Genomic DNA, 22,702 nt, shown 5'->3' on the forward strand with positions numbered 1-22,702 from the left:
GTGACAAGTGATTGCGACGGCATCCGCCGACTACGGTGGATGGCATGCGGCACCGCTCGGCTTTCATACTCAGTTCCGTGCTCGCGCTCACTCTGACCGGGTGCGCGACGCCCGCGATGGTGGCAGGCGGCGCCGATGCTGCGGGTGAGCCACTGCCTGCGCAGTCCTCCGAGGCGAGCGACTCGTCGGCGATCGCTACGCCGGGGAGCACCGACCCGGAGGCGCAGGCACAAGCGCACGCATGGCTCGATGCCGCAGCACTCCCGCCGGGCGCGATTCCCGCCGACGCGAGTGTCGCAACGTTCAACTCATATACGGGGTGGCCCTGTGGTCCCGTCGCAGAGTTGGAGGGGTTCTGGTCGATCCCTGACGCAACCGTGAGCGCGACCGCGAACTGGCTTAGGGATAATCCGACCGCCGATCTCATCTCGACTTCAGTGGGGGCGGTCCCAGATGATCCCGCCATTCAATCGGCCATCGTGGGGTACATTCCGGCAGAGGGCGCGCAGGAGGGAGTCGTTTACACCGTGGAGAAAACGACAGACGGCGTCGCGGTGCGCGCCGAAGTCGCAGCGCAGACCGCCGAGGCATCGTGCCCCGTGTTGCCGGACGGCGGGGGGTACGGTGCACCGGGTCAGGGATGACGTCAGGGCACGATCAGCGACTGGGACTCAGACCACCCGGACACGCAAAACTCCGAGGGTCGCGCGCCCGCGGTGACTCGACTCCTGACAGCGATCGGGGGCGCCTCACATAGAATTCGAGAGTGAACCGGAGATGGCTGCTGGGAGTTACCGTGGGCATCGCTGTCCTGCTCGCGGGGTGCACCGCAGCGCCGGCGCTCCCGGACGCTCAACCGACACGCAGTAGCCCACCTGTCTCGTCAGTGCCGACGCCGACTGCTACCGTCACGCCAGAAGCAGAACCGGTGAGCGATCCTGGTCCCTGTGAGGCGGCCACGCCCGCCTATCCCATCGCCGACGACACCGAGGTGGAACAGCTCGGAGGAGCGAGGTTGGCGGTGCCCTTTGATCGGGGTTCGATGCCGCACGCGACAGGAGAGGCTGTTCTCGATGAACATGGTGTTCCGGTCGCCTACAAGGTGGCCGACAATGATGTCATCTCAATGATTGGTGCGAGATTCTGCGTAGGCGAGCAGTGGATCTACTGGGTCAATTACGTCCGCCGCGATGGCGACACGCTGTACTCCGGTGACACCCTCAACCTCGACGCACACACCATCCTGAGCGTGGGCGACCAGAACGGCATCGTTCACAACAATGCTCTACCAGAGGGCTTCGTGATCCCGCCTCAGCGGTGACGGGCGGTCAGTTCGCGTCCACTGTCACTTCTGACTGCAGACCGGTCTCGGTGTCGTAGGTCGTTATCCGCCACGCCGGCCGCCCGTCCTGCATGATCAGCGCCAACTCGATGAGGCGCGGACTGGGGTAGACCTCGCCGGACAGTTGGGCGGCGGCGTACGCACTGACCCCGAGGTCAGCCAGTTCGGCCTCCGTGAGCGTCACGTGGCGTTTCTGCTTCACGGCGAGGGTGCTGGCATCGTAGAGCGCCTCCTGGCCTCGGTCGGGTTCGGTGACGGACTCGCCCCACTCGTCACGACCGGGATCGAGACTCCGTACCCGCCAGACCCACTGGTCGTCGACATACTCCAGCCGCAGCCCGACAAGAGGGCCAGGAGGAGAGTTCGCCTCCCCGAAGAATCCCTCCAGCCAATCTGACGGCCACGCCACGCTGACAGGGACACCGCTGGTGGGGTACTCCTCGCCGACAGAATCCGGAGCGTCCGGGAACGACGCGTCGCACCCGGACAGGACAAGCGTTCCGGCGATCACGATCGCCCCGACGAACATCGTCATCATCCGCTTCATCGGATCACTCCATTCCCGAGGACCAGCCTAGACAAGGCCGTCGCGCATGAGTTGGCTCAGTTCCGCCTCAGGTGGGCGATGATGGGCCGGTGGTCGCTGCCTCTGTCATCGAACGAGCTGTCCACGGTGACCTCGTGCACAGCCCACGCAGACCCGACCAGTACATGGTCGATCGGCGACGCGAGCCACACCGGCAGTGACGTCGGCCAACTGCCTGCTGCCGCAGAACCCGATCCGCTCGCCGCGTCTCGGCAATCCCCGATCAGCGACTCTCCGCGACCGAATGCCGACAGGTGATCGATCGTCGCGTTCAAGTCCCCGGCCACGATCACGTCGGGCTCGCCGCATTGGGTGGCGACCCACTCCAACCCCGCCCGCCAGCCAGCCATGTCTTCCAACAACGGCGGCAGCGGGTGTGCGGCGACAATCGTCGGCCCGATCCCATTGACGGGGCGCCAGACCCCACTTGGCAACCCGGGCGTCGAACCGGCTGCCTCGTCAACGCGGTACTCGCCGAGATCGGTTGCGATGAGCACGGACGTCGGGATCCACGAGTCACCCGCTTCGCCGTACGCGGTGTCGGCCCACATTTCGCGGCCCGACAGTGAAACGATCCGCGCAGTCTCTGCCACGGCAACCGCGTCCGTCTCCGGGAGCGTGACGATGTCGGCGTCGGTCTCGACAATGAGCTCCGCGATGCTCTCGGGCGATACCGCCCCGCCGAGAGTGTTCCACGAAACGACCACGAGATCACCGTTGGGCACGGTCTCACCGGCACTGCGTGAGGCCAGTATCGCGCCGTTTGTGAGGGATGTCGCGCCGAGGATGATGGCAATTCCGGCGGCAATACTCCAGCGCCGCCGGAGCACGGCGACAACTGCGGCGCCGCCGGCGAGAACAAGGAGGGCGATTGCCACCAGTCCGCGGAACGCAAGAAGCTGAGCGATGATCGGAGTCATTTGCGCGCCGAATGCTTGCGGCCACGCGATGAGTACCCCGACGGGCGCACCCACGAGTAGCGTCGCGAAGAGCGGGATTCTGCGGGAACGTCGAGTTGGCATCATCCTCAGTCAACCGTCCTTGAGGCTAGAGTCAAGCCCGTGGAGACGGACGAGTTCGCGAACCTGCTGCAACGCGCGTACGGTCCCGATCAGGTGCCGCTGACGCAAGTCGAATTGGATCAGCTGCGAGCACTCCAGACACTCCCGCAGGACGGGCGCGGAATCGACCAGATTGAAGACGTGCCGCGAACGCGCGCCTCACGACGCTTGGGGTGGCCGGTCGCTGTGGTCGTCATCGGAGTCGTAGCCGGGTTCACCGGATACGCGTACGGCGCGGGAGCGTTCGACCCGGCAGCGCCCGCACAAACGGATAACGAGCAGGTGTCGGGGATCCCGCTCCCCGATGGACGATTGGGCTCGCTCTCAGATGCTGACTGTGCGGTGAATCTGAGCGCGACCAGCGGTGCACGCGAGTCAGTGACATGCACGTGGAGCGAACTGGGCGGTGACACGCGTCGCTGACGTGCTTCCTGGAAAGAGTGTGCGCGAGTGATCCAGGTCAACCGCTCGGGCGACGGGATAGGGCTACGAGCGGCGCAGGGCATCGATCAAATGACCGCGATTCCATTCCTTGGCTGGCGGGGGGTCATAGGGGTGATGTCGTCCACATGCAGTCCGTTCGAGTTGGATTCGAGACATCTGTCGTGAGACCGATCGGATTGTCGGTGCGTTGGTTCGGTCGAGAAAAGCCCTGGTCGGATAGCCGTGACCTAACAACTCTCGTGAGATCCGACAGGCGTCACTCCGTGTTGACCGTATTGAACGGTTGTTCAATACTGATGCGGTGACCATCGAAGACGACAAGCGGCCGGGCAGTCGTGAGCGCATCCTCTCCGCCGCGCTGACCTGCTTCGGCAGGGACGGGTTGGGTGCGACGGTGCGCACCATCGCCGCCGAGGCCGGTGTCAGCGCCGCCCTCGTGATCCATCACTTCGCCGACAAAGCGGGACTGCGCCGCGCGTGCGATGAGGTGGCGCTGCACGCGCTGGCGCACAAACCGGCGGCCGTCGACGCTGCGCAGCGCGAGGAGGTCGCGGAGCACCTGGTCGCGCCGGTGCGCTACGCGGCCCGCGTCCTGGTGGGGGGTGGCGACGATGCCCAGGCGTACTTCGACACGCTCCTTGCCGCGGCACGGCGAGAGACCGAACGTATCGAGCCGGCCGACACCCCGGCATCCCATGCCGATGCCGCCGCCGTCGCTCTCACGACCTACTCCCTCGCCCCTCTGCTGCTGGCGCCGGTGCTCGCGCGTCACTACGGGCGGGCGCACGTGGATGCCGACATCCTGCTGCGACTTCGCGATGGCCTTCAGGCGGTGGCGCCGCTGCTGCTGCTGGGGAGCGAACCTCGATGAGGATGCTGCTGCTCACCGCCGGATCTCGGGGCGATGTCGAACCGTTCGCGGTGCTCGCCCGCCGCGCCCGCGACCGCGGTCATGAGGTCATCCTGGCACTGCCCGACAACTCGGGTGTCGATATCGCGGGCATCACCGTGCGAAGCCTCGGCGCCGACTTCAACCGGCTCGTCACGGACCAGGGCGTGTCGCCGGTCGCCGCGATGCGCAAGCTCAGCACCGTCGTGCGTCCGACGATGCGTGCCGTGATCGTCGAGTCCGCGCGCATCGGGCTGGAGTACGCGCCCGAGGTGATCCTCGCGCACCCCAAGGTGCTCTCCGCTCCGCTCATCGCGGGGCGTGTGGGCGCGACGCTGTGGAACGTCGAGATGGTGCCTGCTTCCATCCCGACGCGGGCCTTTCCCGCCCCCGGGACGGTGGGCGGGAGTCTCGGCGCCCTGAATGCGCTGACCTATCGCGCCGCGGCCGGTGCCGCGGCGATCTTCCGCGGCGAGGTGCGCGAGGCGGCCGCGCTTCTGGGCGACCCGGTCGACGTCGAGCCTCGCGGGCATCTGCTGCCGATCAGCGCGCACATCCTGCCCCGGCCGGCGGATTGGCCATCGTCGGTCGTGATGACCGGCGCCTGGACCGACGAGCGCGACCGGGCGGGGGATGCTGGACTCACCCGCTTCCTCGAAGCAGGTGATGCGGTGTCGGTGGGCTTCGGCTCCATGGTGCGGGGAGATGCGGCGGCGCGTGGCGCGGCGTTCGTGCGGGCGGCGCGCGAGCGGGGGCTCAGGACCCTCGTGCTGCGCGGCTGGGGCGGGGCCGACGTGCCGCCCGATCTCACGGGCGACGACGTGCTCGTTCTGGACGCGGCGTCGCACGCCGCCGTGTTCTCGCGCGTGCGCGCCGCCGTGCATCATGGCGGCGCCGGGACGACGCACGCCGCCGTGCGTGCCAGTGCACCCTCCGTCGTCGTGCCCTTCCTCGCCGATCAGCCGTTCTGGGCCCGGCTGCTGCAGAAACAGGGGTTGGCGGCCGCGCCGCTCTGGCGACGCCGGGTCACGACGGCGCGCGCAGGGATTGCGCTCGATGGGGCCCTGGCGTGCGCCGCGCGTGCGGTCGAAGTGGGGGCCGCCGTCGCCGCGGAAGACGGCGCGCTCCGCGCGATCGAGATCATCGAGCGGGCCGACTGACCGGTCCGCCGCAGGCAGGACCGCCGCGATCTCGGGCCAGACAGAGTAAGGGCCGGTCGGAGAGGCTTCCGACCGGCCCTTGTCCCTGCACCAAGAGTGTCCTGCAATCACATGTCGGTAGCTGCCACAGCAAAACAACTACCGTGCGAGCACTCTATAACGACGAGGTAACGGGGAGCAAGGACTTTCCGTTACCTCTTCGTGACTTTGTGGTCGGGCGCTGACCCGCCGGTTCATCATGCGATGCTGTCCGATGACAACCCATCTGTAGTTCCTGCCATCGATTCTGTGGTTGTGACAACCGACCTGTAGTTTTCGCCAACCGAACTGTAGTTCGAGATGTCCTGAGCCGCCCCCTTCATTCGGTCCGGACGTTCTGTGAGTCGTCGGTTTCCATTTGATGGGTGCACTGTCGAGCGTACTCGGCTGGGGGTAGGTAGCCGAGCGAGGAGTGCCGGCGGTGGTGGTTGTACTCGTCCTTCCAGTCGCCGATGATGACCTGCGCGTGCAGCAGCGAGTAGAAGCTGTTGATGTTGAGGCACTCGTCGCGGATCCGGCTGTTGAACGACTCGACGTACCCGTTGCGCCACGGCGAGCCCGGAGGGATGTAGGACAGGCCGGTGCGGGTGCCGGCCCAGTCGGCCATCGCCTCGCTGATGAACTCCGGCCCGTTGTCCGACCTGAGCACCGCCGGGGCGCCCCGGGCGGCGACGAGGTCCTCGAGGTGGGCGGTGAGTCGGTCGGCGGTAATCGAGCGCTCCACGAGGCCGCCGATGCACTCCCGGGTGTGTTCGTCGACGATCGAGCAGATCTTGATCGGTCGGCCGTGCTCGTCGGCGTCGAACTGAAAGTCCACTGCCCACACCACGTTCGGCGCGTCCGCCGTCGGCGCGTCGACGGTCGAGGACCCGACGCGCTTGCGTCGACGCCGCTGCGGGACCCGGAGCCCTTCGTCACGCCACAGGCGTTGGATCTTCTTGTGGTTCACCACCCACCCCTCGGCGCGGGCGTCGTGATACGCCCGCCGGTACCCGTAGCGGGGATGGTCCTTCGCCCAGGCGCGCAGCCACTCCCTGAACGCCCGATCCGGGTCCGCGACCGTGTCGCCCTTGAGCGGTCGCCGATACGCGGAGCGGCTCAGCCCGACCAGACGGCACGCCATCCGTTCGCTCACCCGCAGCTTGCGCTTGAGGTGATCGACGGCGGCGCGGCGCCTGTCCGGGCTTAGAAGTTTCCCTCAGCCAGCTCCTTGAGCGCGGCCTTCTCCAGCTCCGCTTCCGCGAGCAGACGCTTCAGGGTCGCATTCTGCTTCTCCAGCTCCTTCAGGCGCTTTGCGTCGTCGGCCTTGAGGCCGCCGTACTGGTTCCGCCACCGGTAGTACGTCTGCTCGGACACCACGAGCTCCCGGCACACCGCCGCGACGTCCTGACCGTCGGCGAGCATCCTGTCGGCCTGCCCGAGCTTACGGACGACCTGCTCCGGGGTGTGACGCTTCCTGCTGTTCGTCATGATCTGACCAGTCTCCCTGCCCGCGACCGCGGACAACAGGACGACTCTCATAACGACTGGACCTACGAAACGGGGTCAGCCCACAGCAGCGGCGGCAGGATGCCAGAGCCCGACACGACCGCCACGAGGCACAGAAGGCCCGCGTGCGGTTCATACCAACCGAAAAGCTCGAGGACGATTCATGAGCGACGACAACGACGTCTGGGCCGTCGACGACTGGGTGCCGGCAGATGTGAAACGCCGCAGCACCCGCGCTCTCGCCACAGTGCTGACGCTGACTATCATCGGCGGCGGGCTCTACCTCGCCGGCATCGTGACGATCCGGTCAGCTCTCGGGTGGCCGCTGTTCGTGAGCGGGCTGCTGGTGCTGCTCGCCGTCATCGTCCTCGTGACCGCAGCAAACCCATATCGGAGGGTCAGCGGCGACGCGGAACTACCCCGACACATCTTCCACCTCTCGCCCGAGCGATGGGACGAAGGAGCCACCGTCACGCTCGCAGTGCAACGGTGCCGCAAGAAGCAGTTCATCGCTGAGAACCGCTGGGGCAAGCGATCCCGGCTCGTCTACTTCTTCCCGCAGCGCCCGACGCGCCAGCAAGCGCTAGGGCAGACGCTCTCCGGTCGACGACGCCCCCGATATCTTTACGAGCTTGAAGTGCTGTCACCCTTCGACGCGGTGTACGAGCGCGTAGCCGCCAGAGCCACCACGGAGGACCTCACCGCGCGCGTGGTGCGCAGACAGCCCGCGCCCGCGTGGTCGCGGCGCCGTCTTTGACACGTAGGTGTCAATTGACTCTCACGACAGCGCCCCAAATCCTGCATCGAAGGGCTTGGGGTTGCGCTCCCCAGGTTCGCGGTCGACGCTGCCGACGGCGTCCAGTGCCTCGCCGAGTCGGGTGCGGTCCTCGCCACGGAGTGTGATGAGCCGCCACGTCGGCATTCGCGAACCATCCGAAGAACCTGTCGGCGCCGGCCGCGTCGAGAAAGATGTTGGCCCCGGGCCGAACTGGTTCGCAGTTCGCCCTTGGGTATGGTCCTCCCTTGGACGTCCTTGGAGGCGATCGAGCACAGGCACCGCCCCAGCGCGAACGCCGCCAGCCCGACCAGGATCACGACCCCGGCGACCAGGCCCTGCCCGAGCGCGGCGGTTCCGGCGATCACTCCCGCCGAGGCGGCCTGCACCAGAGCGCCGGAGATGAACACCCACTTGCGGAACCGCACACGGACGATGAGTGGCGTGAGGAACGCCTGCGGGAGCATCGAGAGCGACACGCGGATCGGCACCAGTAGGCCCGTCAGCGCCACGGGAACGCCGAGGGCGTTGAACAGCCACGGCAGGACGGTCGAGGCGTTGACGATCTGATCGCCCGAGGACTGGAGCGCGTTGGCGGCCACCAGTCGAAGTCCATTGGGCGCGAGATTGCGTCGCACCTCAGGATCGAGCTCCTGCTCGGCCCGCTTGTCCCGGTGCAACACCGCCGAGTAGATCCGCTCCCCAGCGCTCATACCCGGGAATCTAGACCGCGCCCGCGACATCCGCGAGACCTCTGTTCGACGCTCGCGTCTGCGCGCGGAACTCCATCCGTTATGCCCGTGTGCGCATAGTCCCACGACACGTCGGGCGGGCTGGTAGCGTGTATCGCATGGCCGCCGCGCAGCGCATGCCTCTGACGCCGTTCGTCGACGTTCTGCCGTTGCCCGAGCGCCTGCTCGCGCGCGATCACAACGGCCGTCTGACGGTGCGGATCCGTACCGGCTCACACAGCTTCCATCGCGATCTGCCCCGGTCGCGTGTGTGGGGCTACGACGGCACGCTCCCAGGCCCGACGATCGAGGCTGAGCGCGGCCACCCGGTCCGCGTCGAGTGGCGCAACGAGCTTGACGGCGGGCTGCCCGTCATCGAAACGATGGCCGGCGACGAGGTCGACGCCGACGGTGTGCCTGTGCAGTGCAGTCCCGGTCTGAGCGGCGGCACGCCGGACCCGCACGCCGCGGCGCTGACGGGACACTCGGTCGTGCACCTGCACGGTGGCCTGACACCGGCCGTGTACGACGGCTGGACCGAGAACCTCTTCGCACCCGGCCAGCTCGCCGTATTTGACTACCCGATGGACCAACGCGCGACGCTGCTCTGGTACCACGACCACGTGATGGGCGTCACTCGGTTCGACGTATACGCCGGGCTGGCGGGACTGTGGATCATCCGCGACCAGCGCGAACGTGACCTCGGGCTGCCCGAGGGACCACCGTACGAGGTGCCGCTGCTGCTGCAGGACCGTAACTTCGGACTCGACGAGGGCGGTCGGCTGACCGGCCAGCTGGTGCACAAGACCGACCCTGGGGTGATGGAGGCCTTCGCGCCGTTCACGGTCGTCAACGGCAAAGTCTGGCCTATCCTCGACGTCCAGCCCGCCACGTACCGCTTCCGCGTGCTCAACGGCTCCAACGCCCGCACCTTCCGGCTCGTGCTGCTGCGAGACGGCGTGCCCGAATTCGATCGCATCACTCAGATCGGCACCGACTCGGGCCTACTCCGCGAGCCCGTCGCGCTGCCACCCGACGGGCTGGTCCTCGCCTCAGCCGAGCGCGCCGACCTGCTCGTCGACTTCTCGGACCTTCAACCGGGCACCGAGCTCACGCTCTACAACACCGCCGGCGCTCCGTTCGATGGCGCGCCCTTTCCCGCCGCTGATGCCGCCGATGCCGCGGATCTCGACGCGCTGCTGCCGTACCCCCAGGTCATGCGTTTCCGTGTCGTCCCGGGCCCGGTCGCGCACCGTCCGGTGCCCCGCGAACTGGCGACCGACTCGCCCTGCCAAAACCCGAGGAGCTGGACGCGGCGCCGCGGCGTGCCATCGCGCTTGTCGAGCGCGAGTTCGAGGACGTACCCAACATGCTGACCATGCGTGAGCTCGCCGTTGTCGACGACGAGGACGAGACGACCGGTCCGCTGATCACCCTCACCGACGGCGACCACACGACGCGCTACCGCGCGGTTGCCGCCCACTTCGAGGACACCGCCACGTTCTTCCCGATGCTCGGCCAGTACGAGATCTGGCAGCTCATCAACCTCACCGATGACACGCACCCCATCCACATCCACCTCGATCCCTTCCAGGTCCTCGCGCGCCGGCCCATCGGCTGGGAGATCCCCGACGACGGCATCGGCGATCTCGACCTCAGCGCGCGGATCACTCTCGGTCGCGACCCCGACGACGAGCTCGACCACGTCATCGACGCCAACGAGCGCGGGCTCAAAGACACAGTCCGCGTCAACCCCCACGAAATCGTCGAGATCGCCGTCCGGTTCCACGCCTACAGCGGCCGCTACATGTACCACTGCCACATCCTCGAGCACGAGGATCGCGATATGATGCGGCCCTTTGTGACCATGCCTCCCGAACTCATGCCGTTCATGGCGTGACCCTGGCACGTCAGGAGCGCCAGGGAATACAAATCGATTCGCCATGTTGAAGTGGGAGACGGGCAGCCACTTCTGCTGGCCCTGCACTGTACGACGCGCCAGGCCCGCGAACATCGAATCTGCTGGGCGCCCGTTCGCGTTTGAGAAGGAGTACGAGAATGGCTATTCAGGATAAGGTCGCATTGGTCACCGGAGCCGGGCAGGGGATCGGGCGCGGCATCGCGCTTCGTCTCGCCGCCGACGGTTTTGACATCGCCGTCGCGGACATCGAGCCGCAGCGCGAGAAGGGTGATTCGGTCGTCGCCGAGATCGAGCAGCTGGGCCGAAAAGCGGTCTTCGTCGCTGCGGACGTGTCGAAGCGCGACCAGGTCGTTGCCGCTGTCGACGCAGCCGCCGAACAGCTCGGCGGGTTCGATGTGATCGTCAACAACGCCGGCATCGCCCAGATCAAGCCCGTACTCGAGATCACCGCCGAAGAGCTCGATCAGATCTTCCGGATCAACGTCGACAGCGTGGTCTGGGGCATCCAGGCGGCCGCAGCGAAGTTCGAACAGCTCGGTCACGGTGGAAAGATCATCTCCGCGGCATCCATCGCGTCGATCCAGGGGTTCCCCATCCTCAGCGCGTATTCGGCCTCGAAGTTCGCCGTTCGCGGCTTCACCCAGGCGGCCGCGCAGGAGCTCGCTCCGAAGGGCATCACGGTGAACGCTTACGCGCCCGGCATCGTCGGCACCGGCATGTGGGAACTCATCGACGCCGAGCTCAGCAAGATCAACGGCAAGCCACTCGGCCAGAACCTCAAGGAAAACGTGGAGGGCATCGCGCTCGGCCGCATCGAGACCCCCGAGGACGTCGCGAAGGTCGTGTCGTTCTTCGCCGGCCCCGACTCGGACTACGTCACCGGCCAGGTGCTTCTCGTCGACGGCGGCATGCTTTACAACTGAGTCATCACTGACCGTCTCACCACCCGCCGCGCGTCGGCGTGTGACCCTCCCGGGCGCCCTCCGGTATCGGCAGCTCAGCCCGCAGACCGAGCAGTCGGAAAGGCCTCGTGAAGATCAGACGAAGTCACGACCGGATCGTACTCACCTGCCCCTCGACGCGACCTGCGTCGGGGGGCTTTTTCGCGCCCACAAATCGGCGCCCAGTGGTGCAGCCACCTCGATACGCCTGTACTGAATTACGTATCGAACGCGTCAGCCGCAACCTCCGCGAGCTCGAGGTCAGGGCGCGCACGCACGTCCGGCGGGTTCTGCCTGCCGGGACGCTCACCGCGCGTCGAGGGCTCCCGGCGAATGTGGTGTTCGCAGCCGCCTTGTCCATGGCGTTCTTCACCGCAGACCTGTTCATTCCGCTCGCCCTTACCAGCGTGCGAGGGATCAGCGCTACACTCGCCGGGATCGTCCTGACCGCAGGCATCATCGGGTGGACCGCCGGCGCCTATGCCCCCGCCCGGCTCCTGAAGTGGGGCATGACCAAGGGGGGCATCGCGCGCCTCGGAGCGATTCTCGTCATCGCGGGTTTGACGGTGATCGGTGCCGTGATCCTCACCACCGTCCCCGTCCCCGTCCCCGTCCCCGTCGCCGCCGTGGGCTGGATCATCGCCGGGCTCGGCGCCGGTCTCGGTTTCACGATCAACTCCATCGCCGTCCTCGATGATGCCGCTGGCACGGTCGGGCGCGCCTCATCGCAGATGGAGCTCGGCAACCAGGCCGGCATCGCCATCGGCACCGGGCTCGCCGGTGCCCTGGTCGCCACCATGGGCGCCACTGCAGCCGGACTAAGCGGCGTCCTCGTCGTCGCTGGGGCCGGCGTCGTACTCGCTCTCCTCGCCTCCACGAGGTTCGCCGAAACCCACCCACCCTTGACTCCCCCCGAAAGATGATGCTGACTTGGACTCGAAGTCCGAGCACGAAAGGAGAACACAATGACCATCAACGACATCGGGCCCCGCCCGAACGCGTTCGACATCGAAGAGGCCACCCGGCGGAACGAGAACTACCGCAGCGTGGCGTGGACCGGGAAGTATTTGCAGGTCACGCTGATGTCTATCCCGGTCGGGGAGTCCATCGGCCTGGAGGTCCACCAGAACACCGATCAGTTCCTGCGCCTCGATGCCGGACAGGGCAGGGCCGTCATGGGCCCGGCCAAGGACCGGCTCGACTTCGAGCAAAACGTCTCGGATGGGTGGTCTGTCCAGGTCCCCGCCGGCACCTGGCATGACGTGATCAACACTGGCGACGAACCGCTGCGCCTCTACGCGATTTATGCCCCGGTGCACCACGCACCTGGCATCACCCAGAGAACCAGCGACAAGGCAGAACAAGACGAAGCGACCGGTAAGGACGAGCCTCCCGCATGGACCGTCCAGCCCGAGGACAGCGCGCCGGACGAGCACGCCAACTGACGTCTACTTGTGTCACCGCTCCGTAAGGATGTTGCGGACGAGGATCGTCTTGGTCCACCCCGGGCAGCGCGCCCCGCCGCCGCGTGAAGACATCGGCCGGTCTCGACCGGCCGATGTCTTCACGCTCCCGCCCCTCACGCTGGTAGGTCTGAGGCTGACCCCGAATCCCGGACAGGTGGTTGGTTGGTCAGGCTGCCAGCGTGAGCTGGCGGCGTTCGTACTCTAGCGGGCTGATGTAGCCGATCGCGGAGTGGCGTCTGCGCGCGTTGTACCAGCCGTCGATCCAGGTGTAGGCGCCGCGTCGAGCGGCGTCGATCGTGGCGAACACGTGCCGGTGGTAGTACTCGTTCTTGAACGTGGACCAGAACGATTCTGCGGCGGCGTTGTCCCAGCAGACCCCGGTGCGACCCATCGATCGGAGCACCCCGAGCTCGGCCGCGGCTTCCGCGAGTTGAGCGCTGGTGTACTGGGTGCCCCTATCCGCGTGGAAGACCACCTTCCGTGGCAGGTGACCGCGCAGCGCGACCGCTTGCCGGAGGGCATCCTCGACGAGGTCGGTGTGCAGGCTGTCGCCGACGGTGCGACCGAGCACCCGGCGGGTGTTCCCGTCCCGGACGACACACAGGTATGCCCAGCCCTCACCGGTATGCAGATACGTGATGTCACTGAACCAGGCGAGATCACGCGCGCCCTGATCGAACTGCCGCTCGACGAGGTCGGGGACGGGGAACGGGTCCGCACCTCGGATCGTGGTCGGCGGGTGCCAGGTCCGCGGACTGATCCCGGTGATCCCGTCGGCCTGCATGAGTTTCGCGACCGTCTTACGTGAGACGGCCACCCCAGCATCATGCAGATCTGCATGGATTCGGGGCGCCCCGTATGTCCCGTCGGACGCGGCATGAAACTCGCGGATCTGCGCGGTCAGGACCACCGCCCGCTGCTGCCGGGCCGAGGGCCCCGCGACCTGCCGGGCGCGCCACTCGTAGAACCGGCGCCGGTCGACCCCGAGCAGCAGGCACATGCGCGTAATCGTCATATTCGCCTTCTCCGCCTCGATCACCGCGAACCGCTCCTCGGGTTCTGCTTCGATGCGAAGAAGGCCGCCGCTTTTCCCAGGAACTCGTTGTCCATCCGCAGCTCCGCGACCTCGCGCCGCAACCGTTCCAGCTCGGCACGCTCCGATACCTCCAGCGGCCCGTCCGGCCCACCACCAGCCCGCGCGTGCTCCTGCTGCACCCACCGGCCCAGCAGCTGCGCCCCGACACCGATCTCGCCCGCCACAGCGACGATCGTGCGCCCCGTGTCGATCACCAGCCGCGCGGCCTCACGCCGATACTCCGGCGTATACGTCTTCCTCTTGCTCGTGCCCATCACGGACATCCTCCCCGACAGGCACGCAAACACGCGGATCCCGCCTGGTCAGTGTCCGGAATCCGGGGGCAACCTCAGTCTGACGATCACGGATGTCGAGGACCTCGACTGGGCCTCGTGTCAGAGTGTCGGCAAGGCCGCATGGTTCCTCGGGCAGGCCAACACTGTGCCCTGTCTGCGACACCGTGCGATCACAGAACGCCGCCACAAAGCGTCAAACTCCACACGCATGGGAACGATGCATCTGGCGGCGGAGAAAGCGGGTGCCCAGAAGCCGCTGGCAAAAATTTCACCGAGCTAAGAGGACGCCCGCCGAAAACGATCGTTTTCGGTGACCAGCGTGCTGAACGAGTGGCAGGCTCGGAGAGTAAGCCGAACGGGGACAGATAATAGGTACGAGCTTGAACCAAGCTGTGTCGGCCAGCTTGGTTCCCGTAAGGCCGAGCAACCCCACGCACGATGACATTCGAACATCGGAAATGCTATGCAAAAGACCTCACTCATCGCCCTCGCGCGACACGAACTCTCTCAGGCGAAGGAAGCGTCCAGTGGTAGAAGCGCGAAGACCGTCTTCGGAGGACACGAGCATCAACTCCGACAAACGCTTATTGCTCTCAAGGCCGGCGAAAGCCTGGCTGAGCACGAAAGCTCCGGAGAGGCAACCCTGCAAGTCCTCGAGGGCCGCGTCCTGCTCAGATTCGGAGACCTGTCGTGGAACGGATCTCCCGGTGACCTCCTCATCATCCCGGACGGGCTCCACTCACTCGACGCCATCGAGGACTCAGTCATCCTCCTGACCGTCGTTAAGAAGCACTGAAGCAGGTTGCGTACGGATCGTGGGAACTCCGCAGTACGGTGCACTTGATCCTCTCGCGCTCATCCATGATGAGCTGATACACGATTCCACCAACAACGCGCTGCGAGAGCAGGGCATGGACCCCATTTACACGGTGGGTGCCGCTGCGCGCGTGGCCGTCTGTCGGTGGCCATGGAAAACTGCCCGTAGGCGGTCACGAGACCTGCCCGTAGGTGGCCAGGAGAACTGCCCGTTGGTGGCCATGAGTTCTGCCCACGTCTGATGGTTCCGCCCCGCGCGTCGTCGCGATGGTGGGGCCCCTTCCCGGTTCGATGACGGGTGCTTAGGTCGTCGTCGCCCGGGAAGGGGCTGTGTTGAAGTCTGACGGAGAAGTCATGGAGATTCTGGAAGCGTTCGATGCGACGGGGTCGTATCGGGCTGCGGGGCAGCTCGCGGGTTGCTCTCATCACACGGTCGCCGCGTATGTCGCGGCGCGGGACGCGGGCCGGCCTGTCGGCGCTGCGGCGCGCAGGCCGCGCGTCATCGACGAGTTCCTGCCGAAGGTCGAGGAGTTGGTCGAGAAGACGAAGGGCAAGGTTCGGGCCGACAAGGTCCACGAGGTGCTGACCTCGATCGGGTTCGAAGGGTCGGAGCGGTCGACCAGGCGGGCGGTCGCTGCGGTGAAGGCGTCGTGGCGGGCGGGGAACCGTCGGGTGCATCGGCCGTGGGTCACCGAGCCGGGGCTGTGGTTGCAGTACGACTTCGGCGACGGGCCCGTGGTCGGCGGGGTGAAGACGGTGCTGTTCGTCGCCTGGCTCGCGTTCAGTCGGTTCCGGGTGGTGATCCCGATCCGCGACAAGACCCTCCCGAGCGTGTTCGCCGCGTTGGATCGGACGTTCCGGGCGGTCGGGGGCGCGCCGACGTATGTCCTCACCGACAACGAGAAGACGGTCACCACGATGCATATCGCGGGGGTCCCGGTCCGCAACGCGCAGACGGTGTCGTTCGCCGCGCATTACGGGGTCACGGTGCTGACCTGTCAGCCCGCGGACCCGGCCTCGAAGGGTGGCGCGGAAGCGTCGGTGAAGCTCGCGAAAGCGGACCTGGTGCCCACCGATGCGAACCTCCGCGACCAGTACGCCTCATTCGGCGAACTCGAGGCGGCCTGCGACGCGTTCATGGACGACGTCAACGGGCGGGAGCACCGGGTGACCAAGCGGCGCCCGGTCGAGATGCTCGCTGAGGAGCAGCAGCGGCTGCACCCGGTCCCGGGTCGTGCTCACACCATCGCGTTCGGAGTGTCCCGGCGGGTCGGGGAGAACACGCCGATGGTCGCGTTCGAGAACGGGCAGTATTCCGTCCCGCACCTGCTGATGGGCGCGGAGGTGTTCGTCCGTGTCCAGGGCGCCGCTGACTCCGAGCGGGTCGTGATCGTCCACCACGGCATCGACGGGCCCGTCGAGGTCGCCCGACACGACCGCGCCCGCCCCGGGACCCCCAGGATCGACGACGCCCACTTCCCCGCCCAGCCGGGGGTGAAGGTTCCCGGCGACTACACGATCAAGGCCCGCAGCACCGAGGAGGCGGAGTTCCTCGGTATCGGTCACGGCGCCGCGGCCTGGCTGCTCGAGGCCGCAGCGGCCGGGACGCAGCGGATGAACCAGAAGATGCGGGAAGCCGTCCAGCTCGCCCGGATCCACGGGATCGAGGTCGTCGACGAAACCCTCGGCACCGCAGCCGCGTATGGCCGGTTCGATACCGGTGATCTCACGTCGATCCTCGGCAGCCGGATCACCGCGACGCCGGCGAGAGCGGCGTCGGAGACCCGGTCGCTCGCGCAGGGCACGTCCGGGTGGGCCGCGATCGGCCAGCCGCGGGGTGTGATCGTCCCCGTCGTCGAGATCATCGCGACGGACGAGGAGGACGAGCTGTGAGCGTCGCGACCCCTGCCGCCCCGCCGATCCCGGCCGAGTTGGAGCAGACCATGCGGCAGCTGAAGATGCCCTACGCCCGCGGCATCGCACCCGACGTGTTCGCGACCGCAAGGGCACAACGCTGGGAACCCGCGGAGGTTGTCAAAGCACTCCTCGACGCCGAGATCGCCGGCCGGTCCCGGTCCATGCTCGCCGCCCGCCGCAAGGCCGCCGGGTTCCCCACCGGGAAGACCTTCGACTCCTGGGACCAGTCCCTGTCGACGATCCCGGCGCCGACCCAGCAGGCGTTGCGGACCCTGGAATGGGTGCACCGGCGGGAGAACCTCGTGATCTGCGGGCCCGCCGGGACAGGGAAGACGTTCTTCCTCGAAGCGCTCGGCCAGCACGCCGTCGAACAAGGCCTCCGCGTCGCGTGGTTCCGGCTCGAGGACCTCGGCGCGCTGATCCGCGCGCACCGCGTCGACGACACCGTCACCCGCACCGTCGCCCGGATCCTCCGCGCCGACCTCGTCGTCGTTGACGACATCGGTCTACTCGGCGTCGGCGACGACGCCGCGGAAGGCCTCTACCGGCTCGTCGACGCCGCCTACGAGAAACGATCGATCGCGATCAGCTCGAACCTGCACCCCTCCGGGTTCGACGAGCTCATGCCCAAGACCCTCGCGACCGCGACCGTCGACCGGCTCCTCCACCATGCCCACCTCGCGCAGACCACCGGCGAGTCCATCCGCCTCGCGCAGGCCCTCGCCGGCACGGGGGTGACCCCCATGACCTGACCCGGCGGGACTGCCTCACGCGGCCAGGGCCACCACAACCCGGTGGGCAGAACTCCTGGCCGCGAATGGGCAGTTCCACTGGCCACCAGCGGGCACTTCCGCTGGCCGCCTATGGGCAATTCCTACTGGCCGTTGACAGCCGTCATTGGCCAGGCGCCGGGACGCCGCGCGCAGGCAAGCGGGGTGCCGTGGGACGACGCCAGTGGTGCCACCCTCATGCAGTGGCTTGGTGTCACCGAAGGACAGTTCCGAGACCCGGACAATTTCGCTCTCTTGCCGATGGACTTCTACTACCCCGGCCCCGGTCGCAGCGGGTCGGGAGATGCGCCGCCGCGTCGAGGCTTCGCGGCCAGGTGGCATCCGCCGCTCTTCGCGTTGATGCCTGATATTCGTTTGACTTTGTTGATCGGACGCTACGCACAGCAGGCGTACTTGCCGATTGCGAAGACCGCGACGCTGACCGCGACGGTACGGAATTATCAGCAGTTTCTTCCTGAGCTGTTCCCTCTAGTGCACCCGTCGCCGCTCAACTTTCGTTGGCACGCGAGGAACCCGTGGTTCGCCGCAGACGTCGTGGAAGATCTCCGTTGGCACATCGAGACCGCGTTGCGGTGAAACCGTTTCTGGGGGTGAATCAATCGCTGATGCCCGCGCACTACATCGGGTCGCGCCGGCCCGTGATGTCCTCCGTTTGGGGGACACCCAGTGGTAATGTCTGTGTGGTAGCTGGGGCTACGCGCGGGGCGTCTGGGGCGCTGCGCCAAACGCAATGAGGCGATGTCACATTCCGTGTGACGAGCCCTCTCCGAGCCACGATTCTGGGGAACTCGACGTTCTGAGAGGGCTACTCGCTCGGCTCACGAGGTTCTCCTGGCATGAGCCGTCCGTCCTCGTGATGCCGACGCTCCCGGCAGGCCTCCGAGCACCGACCAATGCCGGCGGCGGTCATCCTGTCGGAGCTTCGAGCACTTCATCGAGAAGCGTGATGCCTCCGGAACTGTTGGCCGATTGCATGAGCGCGTGGATCCATTGCATGTTGAGGTGCGGGGGCTCGAACTCGTCGAAGGTGAATCGTAGATGAGCCGCCCCCTTCATTCGGTCCGGACGTTCTGTGAGTCGTCGGTTTCCATTTGATGGGTGCACTGTCGAGCGTACTCGGCTGGGGGTAGGTAGCCGAGCGAGGAGTGCCGGCGGTGGTGGTTGTACTCGTCCTTCCAGTCGCCGATGATGACCTGCGCGTGCAGCAGCGAGTAGAAGCTGTTGATGTTGAGGCACTCGTCGCGGATCCGGCTGTTGAACGACTCGACGTACCCGTTGCGCCACGGCGAGCCCGGAGGGATGTAGGACAGGCCGGTGCGGGTGCCGGCCCAGTCGGCCATCGCCTCGCTGATGAACTCCGGCCCGTTGTCCGACCTGAGCACTGAATCGCCCTGGGTTTCGTTCCTATCGGTTTCCCTGTCCAGCGATCGCTAGTTGGGCTGATTCTTGGCCAGCGTAGTACGCGGCCTCGACCTCGGCGGGGGTGCGGTAGCCGAGCTCGCCGTGGAGGCGGGAGTTGTTCCACCACCACACGTATTCGAGGGTCGCGAGTTCGACCTGCTCGATGGTCCGCCAGGGTCCGCGACGGCGGATCAGTTCGGTCTTGTAGAGCCCGTTGACCGCTTCGGCGAGGGCGTTGATGCTCCTATAGTCGTCAACTCCCGATTTCGCCGGTTCTGGGGTTCGCTTTCACGAGGTGATAGACCTCTCGGATGACGTAGCGTTTGAGGCAGCGGATGATGTCGCGCTTGCTCTTGCCCTCGGCGGTGCGGCGGGCGACGTAAGCGATCGTGGGCTCATGGAAGCGCATCCGGACGATCACGGTGCGATAGATCGCAGCGTTGAGCTGCCGATGGCCGCCGTGATTGATCCGATGCCGCCCGCTGGTCATCCCGGAGCCGGTCGGCACGGGGCTGATACCGGCAAGCTTGGCGAACGCGGCCTCAGACCGGATCCGCTCCGGGTTGTCGCCGACGACGATCAGGATCTCCGCGGCCGTGTCGACGCCGATGCCGAACTGGTCAAGCAGTTGCGGCGCGATGCGTCGGACGAGGTCGCCGATCATCGCCTGCAGAACTGCGGCTTCCTCATCGAGCGTGAGCCAGCGCCGTGCGAGGGTGCGCAGCGTGTGCCGGAGCGCGTCGTCGGGGGTGTCCAGGCGTCGTGGTCGTAGCGCGGCGAGGTGGCGGGCAAGGGTGCGCTGCGTCATCCGGGCGGTGTCGCGGCGCAGCTCATCGGAGCCGTGTATCAGCATTGCCTTGAGCGTGACCATGGTGGCCGCTCGGTCGCTCACCGCGGTGTCGTTCGCGACTTTGAGGCGCCGAATCATTTCGACCTCGCCATCTGCGGTCTTCGGCGTCGCCGTCGCGAAACCGGCGAGCACCGCCCGGGCGGCGTTTTCTGCGTCGAGCGTGTCCGATTTCCCGTTCAGCCGCCGGAGGCGCCGGTCTGGCCGGCTCACCTCGACGACCTTGTGCCCGTGACGCCTGGCGAAGGAGGTGAGCGCGGCGCCGTAGGAGCCGGTGCCCTCGATCCCGAACGCGATGATCTGCCCGAACAGTGCCGCCCACTCCAGCAACTGCCGGAACCCGCCGGCATCCGTCGGGATCGTAAGGGTCGCGAGGATCCCGCCGATGGTGTCCATGACCGCCGCAACGTGGATGTGTTTGTGCGTGTCGACGCCGACGACGACATGCCTGGACCTGGTGAGCGCGATCTCCGCCATGGTGCTCCTGTTCTGCTGCCGATTACCGTGGGAACACGCTGTCGCCGGCGGGTGGACAGGACTGTCACGGGGACGCTTCCGAATGCTTGCTCCAGGCTCCTATCAGGTCACGCCCGACCGGCGGCAGCGCTTGCTGCGCGCCCGGCCGGACGGTCGACAGATCAACGCAAAGACACCTTGCGGGTCATTCGTAAGAAGGGTCAGACCGCCGCGGCCAGGACTTCCGGAACGAGTCTCGAACCAGCGGAAACAGAATGACAGTCGTAACTGTCGCCCGCGGTCCCTGTGGAGGGCTTCGCGCCGATCTCGACGATCCGGTCTGTGTAGACCACGGAGAGGTAGTTCGACCCGTGATCGGCGTGATGGACGAGGTCGTCGAGGGGGCCGGTCGCGGTGAACGCAGCCATGTTCAGCGCTTGCAGCGGCAGCACGTCGGCCTTCAGCGTCGACGCGACGTTCCAGCCGACGATCTTCCGGGAGAACACGTCGACCACGAACGCGACGTACGCGAATCCCGCCCACGTCGCGACATACGTGATGTCCGCGACCCACAACCTGCGCGGCGCGGGCGCGGTGAAGTTCCGTTTCACGAGGTCCTGCGGCTGCGGGATCGTCGGATCGGGCTTCGTCGTGAACACCTTCTTCGACCGCTTCACCCCACGCACTCCCGCCAGCCGCATCAGGCGGGCGGTCTGGTCGCGGCCGACGTCCCAGCCCTGCCGGCGCAGCAGCGCATGCATCTTCCGCACGCCATAGACGCCGTAGTTCTCCGCGTGCAGCCGCGCGACCTCGGGCACGAGCGACTCGTCTTTCAGTTGCCGCGCCGACGCCGGGCGGGCTTTCGCGGCCCGATACCCGCGGGACGTGAGGAACCCTCGCACCGCGTCCTTGAGGACGCGGCAGATGAGCTCGACCCCGAACTGATCCCGGTGCATGTCGATGAACCGGATCATCTCGTCGAGGGGCGGTCGAGCTCCTTCGCGAAAAACACGCTCGCAGCCTTGAGCACCTCGTTCGCCTTCCGCAGCTCCGCGTTCTCCCGCCGCAGCCGCTTGTTCTCCTCGGCGACATCGGTCGGCACGCCCGGACGCTCGCCGGCGTCGACCTCCCGGCGACGGTGCCAGACCCGCAGCGTCTCGGCGCTCATCCCGAGCAGGTCCGCAACATGCCGTACCGCGGCCATCAGGTTCGGGTGGTCGGGCTTGGCCTCATCCAGCATCCGCAGCGCACGCTCACGCATCTCCGGTGAATACTTCTGGTTCATCAGGTTCCATCCTTACTTCAAGAACGGAACGAAACCCAGCGCGATTCACACCGCCGGGGCGCCCCGGGCGGCGACGAGGTCCTCGAGGTGGGCGGTGAGTCGGTCGGCGGTAATCGAGCGCTCCACGAGGCCGCCGATGCACTCCCGGGTGTGTTCGTCGACGATCGAGCAGATCTTGATCGGTCGGCCGTGCTCGTCGGCGTCGAACTGAAAGTCCACTGCCCACACCACGTTCGGCGCGTCCGCCGTCGGCGCGTCGACGGTCGAGGACCCGACGCGCTTGCGTCGACGCCGCTGCGGGACCCGGAGCCCTTCGTCACGCCACAGGCGTTGGATCTTCTTGTGGTTCACCACCCACCCCTCGGCGCGGGCGTCGTGATACGCCCGCCGGTACCCGTAGCGGGGATGGTCCTTCGCCCAGGCGCGCAGCCACTCCCTGAACGCCCGATCCGGGTCCGCGACCGTGTCGCCCTTGAGCGGTCGCCGATACGCGGAGCGGCTCAGCCCGACCAGACGGCACGCCATCCGTTCGCTCACCCGCAGCTTGCGCTTGAGGTGATCGACGGCGGCGCGGCGCCTGTCCGGGCTTAGAAGTTTCCCTCAGCCAGCTCCTTGAGCGCGGCCTTCTCCAGCTCCGCTTCCGCGAGCAGACGCTTCAGGGTCGCATTCTGCTTCTCCAGCTCCTTCAGGCGCTTTGCGTCGTCGGCCTTGAGGCCGCCGTACTGGTTCCGCCACCGGTAGTACGTCTGCTCGGACACCACGAGCTCCCGGCACACCGCCGCGACGTCCTGACCGTCGGCGAGCATCCTGTCGGCCTGCCCGAGCTTACGGACGACCTGCTCCGGGGTGTGACGCTTCCTGCTGTTCGTCATGATCTGACCAGTCTCCCTGCCCGCGACCGCGGACAACAGGACGACTCTCATAACGACTGGACCTACGAAACGGGGTCAGCCCAGTCCGACCCCGCTCGTATGG

General features: G+C 66.9%; 23 protein-coding genes and 3 pseudogenes. 15 read left to right on the top strand and 11 right to left on the bottom strand.

Annotation, left to right across the window (positions count from 1 at the left end):
• The first annotated feature begins 77 nt into the window (after window positions 1-77).
• On the top strand, window positions 78-644 hold the full coding sequence (locus AB2L57_RS03550) for a hypothetical protein (RefSeq protein WP_409048088.1): 567 nt from the start codon (window positions 78-80) through the stop codon (window positions 642-644).
• 284 nt (window positions 645-928) lie between these two features.
• Entirely contained in the window at window positions 929-1,321 is a 393-nt protein-coding gene (locus tag AB2L57_RS03555; RefSeq protein ID WP_409048089.1) for a hypothetical protein, read from the top strand.
• Between the two features lie 7 nt (window positions 1,322-1,328).
• Here the strand turns inward: AB2L57_RS03555 and AB2L57_RS03560 are convergent, their stop codons facing one another.
• Together AB2L57_RS03560 and AB2L57_RS03565 are read right to left on the bottom strand one after the other, a co-directional pair.
• A complete protein-coding gene (locus AB2L57_RS03560; RefSeq protein WP_409048090.1) occupies window positions 1,329-1,880 on the bottom strand; it encodes a hypothetical protein in 552 nt (183 codons plus the stop codon).
• A gap of 65 nt (window positions 1,881-1,945) precedes the next feature.
• Entirely contained in the window at window positions 1,946-2,848 is a 903-nt protein-coding gene (locus AB2L57_RS03565; RefSeq protein ID WP_409048091.1) for an endonuclease/exonuclease/phosphatase family protein, read from the bottom strand.
• A 141-nt stretch (window positions 2,849-2,989) separates the two neighbouring features.
• Between AB2L57_RS03565 and AB2L57_RS03570 the strand changes: the two genes are divergently transcribed.
• The 3 genes from AB2L57_RS03570 to AB2L57_RS03580 all read left to right on the top strand — a co-directional run bounded on the left by AB2L57_RS03570 (window position 2,990) and on the right by AB2L57_RS03580 (window position 5,482).
• Window positions 2,990-3,412: a hypothetical protein gene (locus tag AB2L57_RS03570; protein ID WP_409048092.1), complete on the top strand. Its 423-nt coding sequence runs from the start codon at window positions 2,990-2,992 to the stop codon at window positions 3,410-3,412.
• A 322-nt stretch (window positions 3,413-3,734) separates the two neighbouring features.
• Window positions 3,735-4,304, top strand: coding sequence for a helix-turn-helix domain-containing protein (locus tag AB2L57_RS03575; protein ID WP_409048093.1), 570 nt, complete (start codon window positions 3,735-3,737; stop codon window positions 4,302-4,304).
• Window positions 4,301-5,482, top strand: a complete 1,182-nt coding sequence (locus AB2L57_RS03580) for a glycosyltransferase (RefSeq protein WP_409048094.1) — start codon at window positions 4,301-4,303, stop codon at window positions 5,480-5,482. Before AB2L57_RS03575 ends, AB2L57_RS03580 begins: the two co-directional genes overlap by 4 nt.
• Before the next feature lie 358 nt (window positions 5,483-5,840).
• Here AB2L57_RS03580 and AB2L57_RS03585 read toward each other — a convergent pair.
• A protein-coding gene (locus AB2L57_RS03585; protein WP_087132324.1) for an IS3 family transposase occupies window positions 5,841-6,991 on the bottom strand; the annotation gives its coding sequence in 2 pieces (ribosomal slippage) (window positions 5,841-6,721 and window positions 6,721-6,991; 1,152 coding nt in all).
• A 181-nt stretch (window positions 6,992-7,172) separates the two neighbouring features.
• Here AB2L57_RS03585 and AB2L57_RS03590 point away from each other — a divergent pair.
• Entirely contained in the window at window positions 7,173-7,766 is a 594-nt protein-coding gene (locus AB2L57_RS03590; RefSeq protein WP_153244270.1) for a hypothetical protein, read from the top strand.
• Between the two features lie 21 nt (window positions 7,767-7,787).
• On the opposite strand, the gene AB2L57_RS03595 is transcribed toward AB2L57_RS03590, so the two are convergent.
• A complete protein-coding gene (locus tag AB2L57_RS03595) occupies window positions 7,788-7,931 on the bottom strand; it encodes a hypothetical protein (protein WP_227991652.1) in 144 nt (47 codons plus the stop codon).
• Window positions 7,932-8,634: 703 nt separating this feature from the next.
• On the opposite strand from AB2L57_RS03595, the gene AB2L57_RS03600 reads away from it, so the two are divergent.
• From AB2L57_RS03600 to AB2L57_RS03620, 5 genes are all read left to right on the top strand, one after another.
• The gene (locus AB2L57_RS03600) at window positions 8,635-9,891 is read left to right on the top strand and encodes a multicopper oxidase family protein (protein WP_409048095.1); all 1,257 of its coding nucleotides are present in this window, start codon (window positions 8,635-8,637) and stop codon (window positions 9,889-9,891) included.
• On the top strand, window positions 9,885-10,415 hold the full coding sequence (locus AB2L57_RS03605; RefSeq protein WP_194239221.1) for a multicopper oxidase domain-containing protein: 531 nt from the start codon (window positions 9,885-9,887) through the stop codon (window positions 10,413-10,415). The genes AB2L57_RS03600 and AB2L57_RS03605 overlap by 7 nt, the downstream gene beginning before the upstream one ends.
• Window positions 10,416-10,573: 158 nt before the next feature.
• Window positions 10,574-11,359: an acetoin reductase gene (locus AB2L57_RS03610; RefSeq protein WP_025104939.1), complete on the top strand. Its 786-nt coding sequence runs from the start codon at window positions 10,574-10,576 to the stop codon at window positions 11,357-11,359.
• A 377-nt stretch (window positions 11,360-11,736) separates the two neighbouring features.
• On the top strand, window positions 11,737-12,300 hold the full coding sequence (locus tag AB2L57_RS03615) for a hypothetical protein (RefSeq protein WP_409048096.1): 564 nt from the start codon (window positions 11,737-11,739) through the stop codon (window positions 12,298-12,300).
• Between the two features lie 42 nt (window positions 12,301-12,342).
• Window positions 12,343-12,822, top strand: a complete 480-nt coding sequence (locus AB2L57_RS03620; RefSeq protein WP_025104937.1) for a cupin domain-containing protein — start codon at window positions 12,343-12,345, stop codon at window positions 12,820-12,822.
• A gap of 187 nt (window positions 12,823-13,009) precedes the next feature.
• Here the strand turns inward: AB2L57_RS03620 and AB2L57_RS03625 are convergent.
• Window positions 13,010-14,193, bottom strand: a protein-coding gene (locus tag AB2L57_RS03625; RefSeq protein ID WP_409047788.1) for an IS3 family transposase whose coding sequence is annotated in 2 segments (ribosomal slippage) — window positions 13,010-13,938 and window positions 13,938-14,193 — 1,185 coding nt in all. Because the reading frame shifts where the segments join, the coding sequence is not laid out codon by codon here.
• 484 nt (window positions 14,194-14,677) lie between these two features.
• Here AB2L57_RS03625 and AB2L57_RS03630 point away from each other — a divergent pair.
• From AB2L57_RS03630 to AB2L57_RS03645, 4 genes are all read left to right on the top strand, one after another.
• Window positions 14,678-15,010: a cupin domain-containing protein gene (locus AB2L57_RS03630; protein ID WP_058631432.1), complete on the top strand. Its 333-nt coding sequence runs from the start codon at window positions 14,678-14,680 to the stop codon at window positions 15,008-15,010.
• Window positions 15,011-15,363: 353 nt separating this feature from the next.
• On the top strand, window positions 15,364-16,923 hold the full coding sequence (istA, locus tag AB2L57_RS03635) for an IS21 family transposase (protein ID WP_409046926.1): 1,560 nt from the start codon (window positions 15,364-15,366) through the stop codon (window positions 16,921-16,923).
• Complete coding sequence (gene istB, locus AB2L57_RS03640) at window positions 16,920-17,699, top strand: IS21-like element helper ATPase IstB (protein WP_198159083.1); 780 nt, start codon at window positions 16,920-16,922, stop codon at window positions 17,697-17,699. Before istA ends, istB begins: the two co-directional genes overlap by 4 nt.
• A gap of 111 nt (window positions 17,700-17,810) precedes the next feature.
• The gene (locus tag AB2L57_RS03645) at window positions 17,811-18,314 is read left to right on the top strand and encodes a uracil-DNA glycosylase family protein (RefSeq protein WP_409048097.1); all 504 of its coding nucleotides are present in this window, start codon (window positions 17,811-17,813) and stop codon (window positions 18,312-18,314) included.
• Between the two features lie 476 nt (window positions 18,315-18,790).
• Here AB2L57_RS03645 and AB2L57_RS03650 read toward each other — a convergent pair.
• From AB2L57_RS03650 to AB2L57_RS03675, 6 genes and pseudogenes are all read right to left on the bottom strand, one after another.
• Window positions 18,791-19,123, bottom strand: a pseudogene (locus AB2L57_RS03650) (integrase core domain-containing protein); the annotation flags it as partial.
• Between the two features lie 19 nt (window positions 19,124-19,142).
• Window positions 19,143-19,376: pseudogene (locus tag AB2L57_RS03655) on the bottom strand (IS3 family transposase); the annotation flags it as partial.
• Between the two features lie 16 nt (window positions 19,377-19,392).
• A complete protein-coding gene (locus tag AB2L57_RS03660) occupies window positions 19,393-20,463 on the bottom strand; it encodes an IS110 family transposase (protein ID WP_409048098.1) in 1,071 nt (356 codons plus the stop codon).
• Between the two features lie 200 nt (window positions 20,464-20,663).
• Window positions 20,664-21,416, bottom strand: a complete 753-nt coding sequence (locus AB2L57_RS03665; protein ID WP_409048099.1) for an IS3 family transposase — start codon at window positions 21,414-21,416, stop codon at window positions 20,664-20,666.
• Window positions 21,413-21,727 carry a transposase gene (locus tag AB2L57_RS03670; protein WP_409048100.1) on the bottom strand — a complete coding sequence of 105 codons (315 nt, stop codon included), beginning with the start codon at window positions 21,725-21,727 and terminating at the stop codon, window positions 21,413-21,415. Before AB2L57_RS03670 ends, AB2L57_RS03665 begins: the two co-directional genes overlap by 4 nt.
• A 48-nt stretch (window positions 21,728-21,775) precedes the next feature.
• A pseudogene (locus AB2L57_RS03675) lies at window positions 21,776-22,599 on the bottom strand (IS3 family transposase); the annotation flags it as partial.
• Window positions 22,600-22,702: the final 103 nt, after the last annotated feature.

Origin of the sequence: Microbacterium sp. HA-8 (assembly GCF_046111165.1) — a bacterium.
Classification (GTDB): Bacteria; Actinomycetota; Actinomycetes; order Actinomycetales; family Microbacteriaceae; genus Microbacterium.